Here is a 14697-nt window from a genome sequence, read left to right as displayed (position 1 = left end):
TTTCTAGTAGATAGTTGCTGGTTGCTAGTTGTCCGTCATGCTGAGCTTGCCGAAGCATCTCCACCGCTTCGTCTCCACAATTAAGTCAGCCAGCGGTAGAGATGCTTCGACTCCGCTCAGCATGACGGGCTATTGACTGAAACCAATCGTTAGCGGCATCAACTAGCAACTATCAACTCGAAACTAGGTTGGGCACCTCGCTGGGGGCGTAGCCGAAATGGCGGGAGAAACTGGTGCTGAAGTGGGCCGGGGAGTTGAAGCCGACCTGATAGGCAACTTCCGACACCGTGCCGGTGCGGGCGGCCAGCAGCACGTGGGCCCGCCGCAGCCGCAGCCCCCGGATAAAGTCGCTGGGGGCTTGGCCGGTGAGGGCCTTGAGCTTGCGGTGGAGCTGCGCCCGGCTCAGGGCAACCTCGTCGCCGAGCATTTCCACGCTGAACTCCCCGTTGTCGAGGTGGCGCTCAATGGCTTGCTCCACTCGTTTCAGGAAACACTGGTCGAGGGAAGGCAGGGCCGACACGGCAGCCGCGTAAGCCGCATAGGAATCGGGCAGCGCGGCGGCGGCCGGGTTTTCCGGCGAGGCATCGGGCACAGCCGCCAGCAGCCCTAGTTGCGTTTGGGTGCCCCTGCGTAGCGCCAGCAGGTTGCGCACCTGGGCACGCAACTCCCGCGGGTCGAAGGGTTTGGGCAGGTAGGCATCGGCCCCGGTTTCGAGGCCGGCGAGGCGGTCGGCGGCTTCGGCGCGGGCCGTGAGCAGCACAATGGGCACGTGGCTGGTGGCCAGGTCAGCTTTCAGCTGGCGGCATAGCTCCATGCCATCAAAGCCCGGCATCATCACGTCCGACACAATCAGACTGGGGACCATTTCGCGTGCCATCCGCACTCCTTCTGGTCCATCGGCGGCCTCCAGCAGGCGGTAGCCCGCGCTGGCCAGGGTTTCCTGCACGAAAGCGCGCACCTCGGCGCTGTCGTCTACTACCAGCACCACTTCGGCATCCTCAGCGGGCTCGGGCAGGGTGGTTTCCATTGGTAGAGGCGGCGCAGTACTCGTAGGGTTCGTGACTGGCTGCGCGGGCACGGCTGAGAGCAGGCCCCGCGGTAGCCTCACTACGAAGGTGGTGCCAGCGCCTGGGGTGCTCATCACCTGCACCGTGCCTCCGTGTCGCTCGGTCAGTTCCTTCACCAACGCCAGCCCTACCCCACTACCACCCGAATCGGCACCGCTGCTCAGTACCTGATAAAACCGGTCGAACAGGTGCGGGAGGTGACTTGGCGCAATGCCTACGCCAGTATCCTGCACGCTCAGGACCACGGTGCCCTGGGGTGCCAGCGGCGTGGGCGCCTCGTCGTGCACGGCTAGCGTGACGTGTCCACCTGCGGGCGTGAAGCGCAGAGCATTGGCCAGCAGGTTGCAGACTACTTCTTCCAAGCGGGTAGCATCAAAAACCAATGAAACCGGTTGAGCGGGCGCGGCGAGGTGCAAGCCAATTTGCCGGGCCGCCGCCAAGTGCTGAAAACCAGCCAGCCAGGCACGGGCCGACGCCGCTACGTCGCCGGCCTGGGGGTGCAGAATAAGGCCCCCAGCTTCCAGCTTGCTCAAGTCCAGCAGCTGGTTGATGAGGCGCAGCAGCTTGCGGGCGTTGTCGCCGATGCGCAGGCCGTGGCGGCGGGCCGTGGCGGGCATGGCTTCGTCGTAGGCCAGCTCTTCGGCCGGGCCCAGAATCAGCGTGAGCGGGGTGCGCAGCTCGTGGCTGATGTGCGTGAAAAAGTCGGTTTTCACCCGGTCCATTTCCTGCAGGTGCACCAGGGCCTGGTACTCCAACTGCTGCTGGGCCCGCTCCCGCTCCCGGCGCTGGGTGTTGCGGCGTACCACGTAGAAGGCCCCGGCCACGCCCACCGCGTACAGCAGGTAGGCCCACCAAGTGCGCCACCAGGGCGGGCTGATGGTGAAGGACAGCCGGGTAGGCTGCGCATTCCAGCGGCCCACGTTGTTGGCGGCCTTTACCTCGAAGGTGTAGCTGCCCGGCGGCAAGTTGGTGTACGTGGCCGAAGTAGCCTCGGCGGGCTTGCTCCACCGCTCGTCGAAACCCGCGAGGCGGTACTGATAGCGGACTTTGGTAGGACTAGTAAGGCTGACGCCCACAAACTCAAAGGCCAACTGGTTGAGATGGTGGGGCAAGGTGAACCCCAAAGCCAAGGCGGTGTCGCGGCCGAACACGCGCAGGTGGGTGACGTGCGTGCTGGGCGGCACGGGGTTGGGGCGGGCCTGGCGCGGGTCGTAGCGCATGAGGCCATTCACGGTGCCGGCCCACAGCAGGCCGTTAGGCTCCAGCAGCACGGCGTTCTGGTTGGTTTCCTGACCCAGAAAGCCCTCGGCAGTGCCGTAGCTCACGGTGCGGCGCGTGGCTGGGTCAAATAAATCCAGGCCCAGGTTGGTGCCCACCCACACCCGCCCCCGAGCATCGCAGCGCACGAAGTAAGGATTATTGGATTTCAGCCCGGCTTCCGGTCCGTAGGCTTTCAGGCGGCGCCCATCAAATTCCAGCAGCCCTTCATTAATGGAGCCCAGCCAGAGGTGGCCGCGCAGGTCTTCGGTAATAGAGCCGATGCTCAGGTGGTCAGTGCGGCCGTCGGCGCGGCGCAACTGGTCGGGGCCGTCGGCCTGCACATCTACGCGCACCAGGCCTCGGTCGTCGGTGCCCAGCCAAAGCGTGCCTTCGTGGTCCCGGAAAGCGGCCCACAGCGCGTTGGTGCCCAGGCCCGAGCTGGCCCCGTAAGTTCGACTGGCGCCGGTGGCGGGGTTGAGCAACACGGTAGCCCCGGCGGCGGCCGTCACGGCCCACACGCGGCCTAGCTTATCCTGGGCAAACTGGCGCACATTCTGGCCCACCAGGCCCGGAACGTTGCTCAGCTCCTGCCAGCGGCCGGTAGCCGGCGTGTACACGGCCACGCCGCTACCCCGGCTGCCCAGCCAGATACGGCCCTGCGCGTCCTTGAACAGGGCCCGCACAAAGTTGGCCGCGTCGCCGCCCGGGCGCCGGTAAGCCAGCCGAAACTGCCGGCCAGCGGGGTTGTTGGGTCGAAATTCCCACAGGCCCAGCCGAGTGCCTACCCAGTACTCGCCCGGCGCTACGTTCACAATATTCTGCACGTCGGCCCCGCCGGGTTCGTTGCGGCCCCCCAGCCCTTCGGCCGACCCAAACAAGGCAAACTGCTCGTCGGGAATATGCTGGAGGATGCCGTCGTCGAGCACCACCCACATGCTGCCTTCGCGGTCTTCGAGCAAGCCACAGGCGGTTTGGTCGCTGAGTAGGCTGTGCTGGGGAAAGCAGGTGACGCGGCCCGTGGCTGGCTGGTAGCAGCTAACGCCCGCCGCCGACACGGCCCACACCCGCCCAAGGCGGTCGGGCAGCACCCGCTGGGGCGCGGAAGCGCACAGGCCCTGCTCCTGCCCTATCAGCCGCAGCTGCCAGGGCTGAGAGGACGAGGAACGCGTGAGCTGACCTAAGCCATTTTTCAACCCCAGCCAGTACGCATTATCGGAGGCGCGGTGCACCGAGTACACGCGTTCCTGGCGGATGGCGGCGGGCAGGGCCGCTGTGGCTTCCTGCAGCGGCTGCCCGGTGCTGGCGTGTACAATGACTACGCCCTGGGCAGTAGCTACCCACAGCTCCTGGGCAGCGCCGGCGGCTATTTGAAAGATTGTGTCGGAAGGCAGGCCTTGCGGGGCTGCTAAGTGCCTAACCGGGCCGGAGCCGGCTTGCGGCAGGTGATATAAGCCGTTGCCGAGGGTAGCTACCCACAGCTGCTGGTTTGGGGCTGGCAAAAGCTGGCGGATGCTGGCATTGGCGCGCCACTGGGCCGGGCCCAGCTTGCCCACCTGCCCATTCTGGCTGATGGCCGTGATGATGCCGGCTGCGTGGCCCAGCCACATGCCGCCCGGAGCCGGGAGCAGACTGCTCACGTGGTTATCGGGGAGGCCCTGGCGGGCATCGAGGGTCTGGAAGCTGCGGCCATCAAACCAGCACACCCCTCCCTGCGTGCCGGCCCATAGCCGCCCGCCCGCATCCTGGGCCAGGCAGTACACGGTGCTTTGCGGCAGCCCGTCGGCCAGGCCATACACGCGGGTAGCCAGGGTTTGGGCGCGGCTGGTACCCATACCGACTACCAGCGCAACGGCTAGTAGCCAGCAAAAAGAGCGTAAGCCGAAACGGGCGGAGTAGTGCAGCATCGGCGACGGTGGAGGTTGGTTTGCTACCGAAGTACCCGAAGGGTTTTTACTGGTAGAAAAATCAGATAAAATGGCACTATAAAAACAGGTTACAAGGTGACATATCCGCTTATCGTTCTCAATCACATGATGATGTGAAAGCCTCAGCTGAACTGTACCACCATTGCAAGCTGGGTCAAAGCTACCGGCTATAGTCCTAGTGAAAATGAGTAAGATTACCTACTGGCGTAAGTAGGCTATTCCGGCGTTGTCATTATCTTCCCGAATGATTCGTCTGCGCCACGCCGATTTTCTCCGCCTCAACCAGGCTATTGAGCTGGTCCACGCCGAGGCCGGGCCGCGGAGGTTGTTTGGGCAGCTATCGAGGGCGGTGATGCTGGCTATTTCGGCCGAAACGGTGTGCTTCGACGGCTACGACCTGAGTGGCCGCATTGGCCACCTGGGTGCTTACCCCGAAGGCTTGTTCGTGGCCGACGATTTCCCCTTGCTTGGCAACCACATTGCCGAGCACCCGCTGTTTCCGGCCATTATGGAGCAGCGCCGCTCCGAGCCCCTGCGCACCAGTGACTTCTGCCGCATGCCGCAGTACTTTCGGACTACCCTGTTCAACTCCTTCTACCGGCCCCTAGCCCTCACCCACCACATGATTCTGGGCCTAGAGCTGAAGGATTATGGCTGGGTAACCTGCGCGCTTGCCCGGCAGCGGCGCAACTTCACCGAGGCCGACCGCCAGGTGCTGCACTTGCTCAAGCCCCACATGCAGGTGGCCGTGCGCCACGCCCGTACCGTAGCCCGCCTCCAGAGCCCGCCGCCCGCTGCCCCGGAAATGGCCCTGCTCACGGAGCTTACGGCCCGCGAAACCCACGTGCTAACCCTGCTCAGTCGGGGCCTGACCGACAAGGAAATAGGCCAGCAAAGCGGCATCAGTACGCGCACGGTGCAGAACCATTTGCAGAATATCTACAGCAAGCTGGGCGTGACCAACCGCACGGCGGCCCTGGGGCAAGTATTGGGACGCGGGGCGTACTAGCGGCCCGGATGGGGCGGAATCGGGCGGGCGGTTGCGTATCTTTGTGACTAGCTCGTATGGAAAATTTCGTTGTTTCGGCCCGTAAGTACCGCCCAGCCACGTTTCGCAGCGTGGTGGGGCAGCAGCACGTTACTACCACCCTGCAGAACGCCATTGCCTCCCAGCACCTAGCCCAGGCGTTTCTGTTCTGCGGGCCCCGCGGCGTGGGCAAAACCACCTGTGCCCGTATCCTGGCCAAAACCATCAACTGCGAGTTTGTAGAGCAGCACGTGCGCCAGGGCCGCCCGGTGTCGGAGCTGCTCCAGACCCAGCCTGAAATCGTGCCCGCGGCGCTGCAACAGGCCGCCGACCCCGACAACACACCCTTCGAGCTGGAGGCCTGCGGCAAGTGCGCCTCGTGCCGGGCTTTCCAGGAAAGCGCCTCCTTTAACGTGCACGAGCTGGACGCGGCTTCCAACAACTCGGTGGAAGACATTCGCTCCCTGGTGGAGCAGGTGCGCTACGCCCCGCAGCAGGGCCGCTTTAAGGTGTACATCATCGACGAAGTGCACATGCTCTCGAATGCGGCCTTCAACGCCTTTCTGAAGACGCTGGAGGAGCCGCCAAGCTATGCCATCTTTATCCTGGCTACCACCGAGCGGCACAAGATCATCCCCACCATTTTGTCGCGGTGCCAGATCTTCGACTTCAACCGCATTAAGGTGGACGACATGCGCAAACACTTGCGCTACGTGGCCACCCAGGAGCACATTCAGGCCGAAGACGACGCCCTGCACCTGCTGGCCCAGAAAGCCGACGGCGGCCTGCGCGACGCCCTGAGCATGTTCGACCAGATGGTGACGTTCTCGGGCCAGAACCTACGCTACCAGGATGTGGTGCAGAACCTGCACATCCTGGACTACGAGTACTATTTCCGGCTGGTAGACGCGCTGCTGACGGAGAACCTGTCGGCCACGCTGCTCTTGCTGGATGAGGTGATGCAGCAGGGCTTCGACCTGCACAACTTTGTGGTGGGCGCCGCCGAGCACCTGCGCGGGCTGCTGGTGTGCAAAGACCCCGTGACGGTGCAGTTGCTGGAAGTATCGGACAACATCCGGGCGCGCTACGTGCAGCAGGCCCAGGCCGCCCCGCTGGCGTTCCTGCTCTCGGCCCTGAATTTGGTGAGCTTGTGCGACCGGGAGTTCAAGCAAGCCAAAAATCAGCGCCTGCACGTGGAGCTTACGCTCATGAAGCTGGCGTACCTGAACGGGGCCGTGCAGTTTGCCCGCGACCTGCAGGCAGCTCCGGCCAACGCCCCGCAAGCATCGTCGGACAACGACGAGGCGAAAAAAAAAAGTAGTGTAAATCCGGGAGCCGCGCCTGCGCCGGTAGTAGCCGCCCTTAACGGCCTGCCGAGTACGAACGGCACCGCCGAAGCCCCGGCCCCCTACGTGCCGGCCCCAACCAACCCGAAACCCGAAACCCGAAACCCGCAACCCATCCACGCCCCCGCCGACCCCGAGCCCATTGTGCCGGTGGAAAGCGGCGTAGAGGAGCTGCACGACACCCCGAGTGTGGAAGATGAGGCAGCTACGCAGGTGCCTCCCACCCGCCTGGTGCGCGACACGGTGCCGCACGTAGACACGGGCCGGCCCAGCGTGGCCGGCCATGAGCCCGGCGACGCTCCGGTGGTAGCAGCTCCTATCCGCCCATTGCCTTCGCTCACCAAGGGCCTGGGCGTGGCTTCCAAGCTGCCCAGCCTCACGGCCATGAAAGAGCAGGCCGCCCGCCAGAGCGCCGCGCCCAAAGCCGCTGTCATCGAGGAGGATGCCCCGAGTGCTGCGCCCGGCACGTTGCCCGCCATCGACGATGCCCGCCTGCAGCAGGTGTGGAATGAGCTGAAGGAACTGCGCAAGGCCGGCAGCATGAGTGAGTACACGGTGCTGAACCGCCCGGTGCAGGCCGATGAGCGGCACGTGATTGTGCTGCGCGTGGACAACCCCGTGCAGGAAGACGTGTTCAACGACTTCCGGGCCGACTTCCTGGGGGAGCTACGCCGCCGCACGGGCTACCCGCGCCTCACGGTGCAGGTGGAAGTAGTGGAGCAGCAAAGCACTGGCCGCAAGCTCTACACCTCCGCCGATAAGTTTGAGTACTTGGCCGAGAAGTTTCCCGCCCTGGTTGCCATGAAACAGCGCCTGGGCCTGGATACCGACTTTTGATGAATGTGCTAATGTGAGGAATGTGCTGCGCTTCGCTGATGTGCTGATGCCTGGCTGCGCCTCAAGCCTGCCTGAGCAAGCGGCGTGAAACCAGCTGGCACAAAGTAGTCCGCTCTAGCTTCTATTCTATTTCGGCGCTTACTATCCGGGGCAGGTTACCGTGCCAGCGAGGACGAAATAGATATACTCACTATGAAGGCACTCTTAACTCACCCGTAAGGAACACCACGCGGGCCACTACGGAGAAATACTATTTCGCTGCGCCAGGTTCGGCTGTTCTCCGCTGGTTCTTATGAGCAGGTAACCCATCAAACCTGAGTCGAAGCTACTCGCCCTGAGCAACGCCTGGAGCCTTGCGTTGTGAAGAGCCCCGACGTGTGGACGCTGCGTACCCGACCCGGTTTATGCCAGGGCGCATCCATCCATCAGCACATCAGCACATTTTCCACATTAGCGAAGCGAAGCACATTAACCCCACATTAACGCAGCGCCTTTATCTTTGACTTTCATTGTTCTGCCCTACTTCATCTGTTTTCTGTGAAAAAAACCCTGATGCTCGTGCTGCCGGCTATGGCGGCGCTGAGTCTGACCCAGTGCCAGTCGAGCAAGCCGGCTGCTACGGCCGCCGCAACGACTCCGGACCCTGCTGCTGCGCCAGCCCAGAAGGAATATAAGTACCAGACCGTGGAGGGCGACCCGCTGAAGGCCCGCATCTATACCCTCGACAATGGCCTGACGGTGTACCTCTCCGACTACAAGGACGCCCCGCGCATCCAGACCTACGTGGCCGTGCGCGCCGGCTCCAAAAACGACCCGCACACCGCCACTGGCCTGGCCCACTACCTGGAGCACATGGTGTTCAAGGGTACTTCTAAGCTGGGCACCCAGAACTGGGCCGCCGAGCAGGTGGAACTGGCCAAGATTGAAGCCCTCTACGAGCAGTACCGCAGCAAAACCGACGTGGCCGAGCGCAAGCGCCTCTACCACCAGATTGACTCCGTGTCGGGCGTGGCGGCTAAGTACGCCGTGGCCAACGAGTACGATAAGGTGATGGGTGCCATCGGGGCCAAGGGCTCCAACGCCTACACCTCGGTGGAGCAGACGGTGTACCAGGAAGACATTCCGAGCAACCAGGTGGAGAAGTGGGCCGCCATTCAGGCCGAGCGGTTTGGGGAAATGGTACCCCGCCTGTTTCACACCGAGCTGGAAGCCGTGTACGAGGAGAAAAACCGCACCCTCGACAGTGACTTCAGCAAGGAGTACCAGGCCCTGAATGCCGCCCTCTACCAGAAGCACGAGTACGGCACCCAGACCACCATCGGCACTATTGAGCACCTGCAGAACCCGTCCATCACGGAAATCAAGAAGTACTTTACGCAGTACTACGTGCCCAACAACGTGGCCCTGACGCTGAGCGGCGACCTGGACTACGACCAGACCATCCGCATCATCGACAAGTACTTTGGCGGGCTGCAAAGCAAGCCGGTACCGGCGTTTACGCCCGCGCAGGAAGCGCCCATCACGGCACCCATTGTAAAGGAAATTAAAGGCCCCGACGCGGAAAACGTGATGCTGGGCTTCCGCTTTCCCGGCACCACTACCCCCGACGCGGTGGTGCTGCGCATGATTGATAAGATTCTGACCAACGGCCAGGCCGGCCTCGTGGACCTCGACCTCAACCAGCAGCAGAAAGTGCTGCAGGCGGCCACCTTCACCGACCTCAACAACGACTACTCCACCCACGTGCTCTACGCCACCCCGCGCCAGGGCCAGAAGCTGGAGCAGGTGCGCGACCTGCTGCTGGCGGAGCTGACCAAGGTAAAGAAGGGTGACTTCCCCGACTGGCTGATTCCGGCCATCATCAACAGCGAAAAGCTACAGCGCACCAAGAGCTACGAAAGCAACGAGGCCCGCGCCGGCGCCTTCGTTTCGGCCTTTATTGCCCGCCAGGACTGGAAGGACTACGTCAAGCAGATCGACGACTTCGCTAAGATTACCAAGGCGGACGTGATGCGCGTGGCCAACCAGTACTACGGCCAGAACTACGTGGCCGTGTACAAGCGCACCGGCCAGGACCCCAACAAGGTGAAAGTGGTGAAGCCCACCATCACGCCCGTGCCCGTGAACCGCGACGCCGCTTCCGGCTTCTACAAGCAGGTAACCAGCCTCCCGGCCCCGGCCCTCCAGCCCGTGTTCGTGGACTATAAGAAGGACATCCAGGAAACCAAGCTGGCCTCGGGCGTGCCGGTGTTCTACACCCGCAACACCGAAAACAACCTCTTCGACCTGTACTACGTGCTCGATATGGGCACCAACAACGACCCGCGCCTTGGCCTGGCCGCTGACTACCTCCAATACCTCGGCACCGACAAGTACACCGCCGCTCAGCTCCAGCAGGAGTTCTACAAGCTGGGCTGCTCCTTCGGGGTGCAGAGTGGGGCCGACCGCATCTACGTGAGCCTCTCCGGCCTCGACAGCAACTTCGAGCCGGCGGTGCAGCTGTTTGAAAGCCTGCTGGCCAAGCCCAAGCCCGACGCCGAAGCCCTGCAAAACATGGTGGCCGGGGTGCTGAAAGCCCGCCAGGATGCCAAGCTCAACAAAGGGGTGATTCTGAACCAGGCCCTGGTGAACTACGCCAAGTACGGCCCCAAAAACCCCTTCACCACCCAGCTCAGCGAAAAGCAGCTCAAAGCCCTGAAACCCCAGGAGCTGACGGCCCTCATCCAGAAGATTCCGACCTATGAGCACCGCGTGCTATACTACGGGCCACGCTATATATCTGAGAAATACATGATTCGGATGGACTCAATTACTAGCGCGCATGGTCATGGATTGATACCCAATTGGACCAAAGGCTACCTCGTAGAGAAATTACAGGCTCTTCATAAAACGCCCGCTAAGCTCACGCCGGTGCCGGCGGCCAAGGACTTTGCCGAGCTGCCCATGAACAGCCGCAAGGTGTACTGGGTGGACTACAACATGGTGCAGGCCGAAATCGTGTTCCTGACCAAGGGCGACGTGTACGACAAAACCCTGGTACCCACCGTGAGCCTCTACAACGAGTACTTTGGGGGCAGCATGGGCAGCATCGTGTTCCAGGAGCTGCGCGAAAGCAAGGCCCTGGCGTACTCGGCCTACTCGGGCTACTCCAATGCCGGCAAGGTGGGCCGCTCCAACTACATCAGCTCCTACATCGGTACGCAGAGCGACAAGCTGCCCGAGGCCATGGCCGGCATGCAGGCCTTGCTCAACGATATGCCCGTGGCCGAAGCCAACCTGCAGATTGCCAAGGACGCCATCCGCAACAGCATTGCCACCGAACGCATCACCAAGAGCGACATCCTCTTCAGCTACGAGCGGGCCAAGCGCCTCGGCCTCGACTACGACCTGCGCCGCGACGTGTACGAGCAAACCCCGAACATGAGCTTCGACGACCTGCGTAAGTTCCAGCAAGCCAAGGTGAAAGGCCAGAACCAGAGCATCCTCGTCATCGGTTCCAAGGACCGCCTCAACTTTAAGGAGCTGGCCAAGTATGGCCAGGTGCAGCAGCTGACGTTAAAGGAAATCTTCGGGTACTAGCTTCCCCGGTGCCTCACCCCCCGGCCACGTGGGCCTCACCCCCCGGCCCCCTCTCCCATAGAGAGGGGGAGCCAGCCATCAGCAAGGACTGCGGGAGCATTGAGCTTAGGCTCAATGCTCCCGCTTTTTTGTATTCCATACAGAAGACGAAACCAAAGTACTGCCCGCGGCGGGGCTGCGTAGCGCGAGCGAAGCAGCTCCGCCGCGCCAGAACGAAATCGTCCGGCTCCCCCTCTCTATGGGAGAGGGGGCTGGGGGGTGAGGCGCATATACGACATTTTTTTGAAACGCTTGTTTCCCCCCGATTTTAGTCGGTGCTTTGCATCCTGTTACGGCAACGACACGTCCTTTTTGCCTGTTTTGGCCGTCAGCGCCCTTTCGCTCTTCCTACAACCCTCTAACCCCCGCGTCATTTCCCTGACAACGTAGTATATGGCAGACCAAAAAATCACCATCAAAAACGGCAAGCTGAACGTGCCCGACCAGCCCACGATTCCCTTCATCGAAGGCGACGGCACGGGTCCGGACATTTGGGCGGCTTCCGTAAAAGTGTTCGACGCGGCGGTGGCAAAAGCGTATGGTGGTGCGCGCAAGCTGGTATGGAAAGAAGTGCTGGCCGGTGAGAAGGCCTTCAAACAGCTGAATAACTGGTTGCCCAACGAAACCCTCGACGCTTTCCGTGATTACCTGGTCGGCATCAAAGGCCCGCTGACTACGCCCGTAGGCGGCGGCATCCGCTCCCTCAACGTGGCCCTGCGCCAGGAGCTCGACCTCTACGCCTGCGTGCGGCCCGTGCGCTGGTTTGAGGGCGTGCCTTCCCCGGTAAAGCAGCCCAACCTGACGGACATGGTGATTTTCCGCGAAAACACGGAAGACATCTACGCCGGCATCGAGTACATGAACGGCACCCCGCAGGCCCAGAAAATGCTGGAATTCCTGCAGGACGAGATGGGCGTGAAGAAAATTCGCTTCCCCGAAACGTCTTCGTTTGGCATCAAGCCCGTGAGCAAGGAAGGCACGGAGCGCCTGGTGCGCGCCGCCATCCAGTACGCCATCGACAACAAGAAGCCGTCGGTGACCATCGTGCACAAGGGCAACATCATGAAGTTCACCGAGGGGGCCTTCAAAACCTGGGGTTACGAACTGGCCGAGCGCGAGTTTGGCGACAAAGTGTATACCTGGGCGCAGTACGATAAAGTAGCGGCCAAGCAAGGCCAGGAAGTAGCCGACGCCCAGCAGAAGCTGGCCCTCGACAGCGGCAAAATCCTTATCAAGGATAGCATTGCCGACGCCTTCCTGCAGCAGATCCTGCTCCGCCCCGCCGACTACTCCGTAGTTGCTACCCTGAACCTGAACGGCGACTATATCTCCGACGCCCTGGCTGCCATCGTAGGTGGTATCGGCATTGCCCCGGGTGCCAACATCAACTACGTAACGGGCCACGCCATCTTCGAGGCTACCCACGGCACGGCGCCTAAGTACGCCAACCAGGACAAGGTGAACCCCGGCTCGGTTATCCTGAGCGGCGCCCTGATGCTGGAGCACCTGGGCTGGCAGGAAGCCGCCGACCTGATCTACAAAGGCATCGAAGCCACCATTGCTTCCAAGCGCGTCACCTACGACTTCGAACGCCTGATGGAAGGTGCTACCCTGCTGAAGTGCAGCGAGTTCGGCGAAGAGATTGTGAAGAATATGTAGTAGCTTGGCTTAGGCCAAAATTCTCTAAAACCCCGCGTTGGCTGCAAGGCCGGCGCGGGGTTTACTATTTAAATATGAATCACTGCCTTAAATTATATATGTTATTTGGCTTGCTGATAAATAGCTCAGCCTGCAGTCGGAAGCCGCAAGTACCCCATGATTTTTCTGTATCACTTACGGATTTTATTGACACAATATCTATAAACGATTCCAGTCAGACTTATTCGCGAAAAATATTGTTCAAGCAAGATACTGTGGTCAATATTCAGCTTAGTAGACCTCAGATAGATAGTATCTACTCTGCCTTAGTTGATATGAATTACTATACCTACCCCGAAGAAGTCAAGGCTTTGTGTAACGGGACCGGTTGTACCTGGTTATTTCCAGGTATTAACAATATATGTAAACGGAACTTCTAAGAAGATAACATATCAAGACAATTGTTCCCTATTTGATTTAAAAGACAAAAGAGGGAAAAGATTAAGACATCTTATAGCTTTGATTAGCAATATGGCTACTAGAAAAAAAGCTGTAAGAGACTTACCTGATTCTGGCTATATTTTTATGTAATTTTAATAGCCAACTTGTGTGGTTATAGTGTAATTCATGTCTAGCCGCATCTGGCGCGAGTTTAGCGCAGCGTAACGCGTGATCAGCCTATGATGTGGGGGCTGTGCCTCCACTGCCGCAACGCGGCAAGCTGGTAACTGCACCATGCGGAAGGCGTTGTTCTGGCGGGCGAGTTGAAAACTCACATCATGCGTCGGCACGAGTTACACTCCGCTAAACTCGCGCCAGTACCTTACACCCTAAATAGCAGACTTTCATATGCATAGCACCACAAGAGCTAACTTGCATAGAGCAGCAAAAATCTTAAAATTCATCGGGCTAATAGGGGTCGTCAATTTATTAGCTAACACCAATTTTATTTCTCATGACTATATTTATCTATCGCCAATATTTATAGGCTATATTCTGGATGCAATAATTGCTGATAATAACAAAAATTTTTATTTAGCGCTATCAATACTTATGCTGCTAGGATATATGGCTATCATTTTTATGTATAAGATTTATTAACCAACATATTCAATACAAACAGACCCAACAAACCAGCTGCATTTTGCCCTATCTGGCGCGAGTTTAGCGCAGCGTAACTCGTGCCGACGCATGACGTGGAGGCTGTACCTCGACTGCCGCAACGCGGCAAAACCAGTAACCGCACCGTCCGGAAGGCCTTATTCTGGCGGGCAAGTTGAAAACTCGCGTCATGCGTCGGCACGAGTTACGCTGCGCTAAACTCGCGCCAGTACCTGAAGTACCCGCCTCACCCCGGCCGGTTGGCAATAGCCGCTAGCCCGGCCAACGTACTGGCGACGAACCGGCGGGTACTATCCGTAACCGGGGTCAGGCGAGTAAGTACCTTTTGCCAGCTTTCGAGCTGCTCCTCGGGCGTGAGAGCGTAGCGCCAGCGGGGCTGCCCATCTTCCCATTCCAAGTCCATCTGCACGCCCTCGCGGGCCCAGATGTAGTTGAGCACTATCTCGTCGGTCGGCAGGTGCAATACGCTGGTGCCATCATCGCCCACGGCTACGAACAGAAAGGCGCCGTGGTAGTAGCACAACACCCGGTAGCCTTCTTTATCGGAAGACGACAGGCCGTAGCCGCCGGATCTGAAACGCTCCAGCAGCAAGCTTTTGCATTCGGCAACGGTAATGGGAAGCTCAGATATGGGCATCGGTAGAACGAGTAGCTGTGGGCAACTGGGCACATCTGTAAAGACATTAAAACCTCGTTTCCGTCATGCTGAGCGGAGTCGAAGCATCTCTACCGCTTCGTTGCCACGTTATTGATTAGCCAGAGGTAAAGATGCTTCGACAAGCTCAGCAGGACATTTTCCGGGGGCGCACTTATTCCACTGGTGCCACAGTTATCCGGAGTCGCCCCTGGAAAGAGTT

The 14697-nt window shown here is 60.3% G+C and carries 6 protein-coding genes; 4 read left to right on the top strand and 2 right to left on the bottom strand.

All coding sequences use genetic code 11. The annotated features are described in order from the left end of the window. Positions 1 to 172: 172 nt before the first annotated feature. On the bottom strand, positions 173 to 4231 hold the full coding sequence (locus HER32_RS14215; RefSeq protein ID WP_168682340.1) for a hybrid sensor histidine kinase/response regulator transcription factor: 4059 nt from the start codon (positions 4229 to 4231) through the stop codon (positions 173 to 175). 265 nt (positions 4232 to 4496) lie between these two features. On the opposite strand from HER32_RS14215, the gene HER32_RS14210 reads away from it, so the two are divergent. From HER32_RS14210 to icd, 4 genes are all read left to right on the top strand, one after another. Then, complete coding sequence (locus tag HER32_RS14210) at positions 4497 to 5261, top strand: helix-turn-helix transcriptional regulator (protein ID WP_168682339.1); 765 nt, start codon at positions 4497 to 4499, stop codon at positions 5259 to 5261. Positions 5262 to 5317: 56 nt separating this feature from the next. Then, positions 5318 to 7462, top strand: a complete 2145-nt coding sequence (gene dnaX, locus HER32_RS14205) for a DNA polymerase III subunit gamma/tau (RefSeq protein ID WP_168682338.1) — start codon at positions 5318 to 5320, stop codon at positions 7460 to 7462. A 537-nt stretch (positions 7463 to 7999) separates the two neighbouring features. Beyond that, positions 8000 to 11041: a M16 family metallopeptidase gene (locus HER32_RS14200; RefSeq protein ID WP_232066262.1), complete on the top strand. Its 3042-nt coding sequence runs from the start codon at positions 8000 to 8002 to the stop codon at positions 11039 to 11041. A gap of 432 nt (positions 11042 to 11473) precedes the next feature. Then, entirely contained in the window at positions 11474 to 12739 is a 1266-nt protein-coding gene (gene icd / locus HER32_RS14195; RefSeq protein ID WP_149072191.1) for an NADP-dependent isocitrate dehydrogenase, read from the top strand. A 1327-nt stretch (positions 12740 to 14066) separates the two neighbouring features. On the opposite strand, the gene HER32_RS14190 is transcribed toward icd, so the two are convergent. Continuing rightward, a complete protein-coding gene (locus HER32_RS14190) occupies positions 14067 to 14477 on the bottom strand; it encodes a hypothetical protein (protein WP_168682337.1) in 411 nt (136 codons plus the stop codon). Positions 14478 to 14697: the final 220 nt, after the last annotated feature.

The sequence above is a fragment of the Hymenobacter sp. BT18 genome (assembly GCF_012273015.1).
In the GTDB taxonomy this organism is placed as follows: domain Bacteria; phylum Bacteroidota; class Bacteroidia; order Cytophagales; family Hymenobacteraceae; genus Hymenobacter; species Hymenobacter lutimineralis.
The sequence above is the reverse complement of the archived record's forward strand: the minus strand, read 5'-3'. Positions and strand labels throughout refer to the sequence as shown.

Excerpts from the sequence above, each read along its gene's own strand:
- HER32_RS14215 (WP_168682340.1), bottom strand. The coding sequence starts at position 4,231 with ATGCTGCACTACTCCGCCCGTTTCGGCTTACGCTCTTTTTGCTGGCTA.
- HER32_RS14210 (WP_168682339.1), top strand. The coding sequence starts at position 4,497 with ATGATTCGTCTGCGCCACGCCGATTTTCTCCGCCTCAACCAGGCTATT.
- dnaX (WP_168682338.1), top strand. The coding sequence starts at position 5,318 with ATGGAAAATTTCGTTGTTTCGGCCCGTAAGTACCGCCCAGCCACGTTT.
- icd (WP_149072191.1), top strand. The coding sequence starts at position 11,474 with ATGGCAGACCAAAAAATCACCATCAAAAACGGCAAGCTGAACGTGCCC.
- HER32_RS14190 (WP_168682337.1), bottom strand. The coding sequence starts at position 14,477 with ATGCCCATATCTGAGCTTCCCATTACCGTTGCCGAATGCAAAAGCTTG.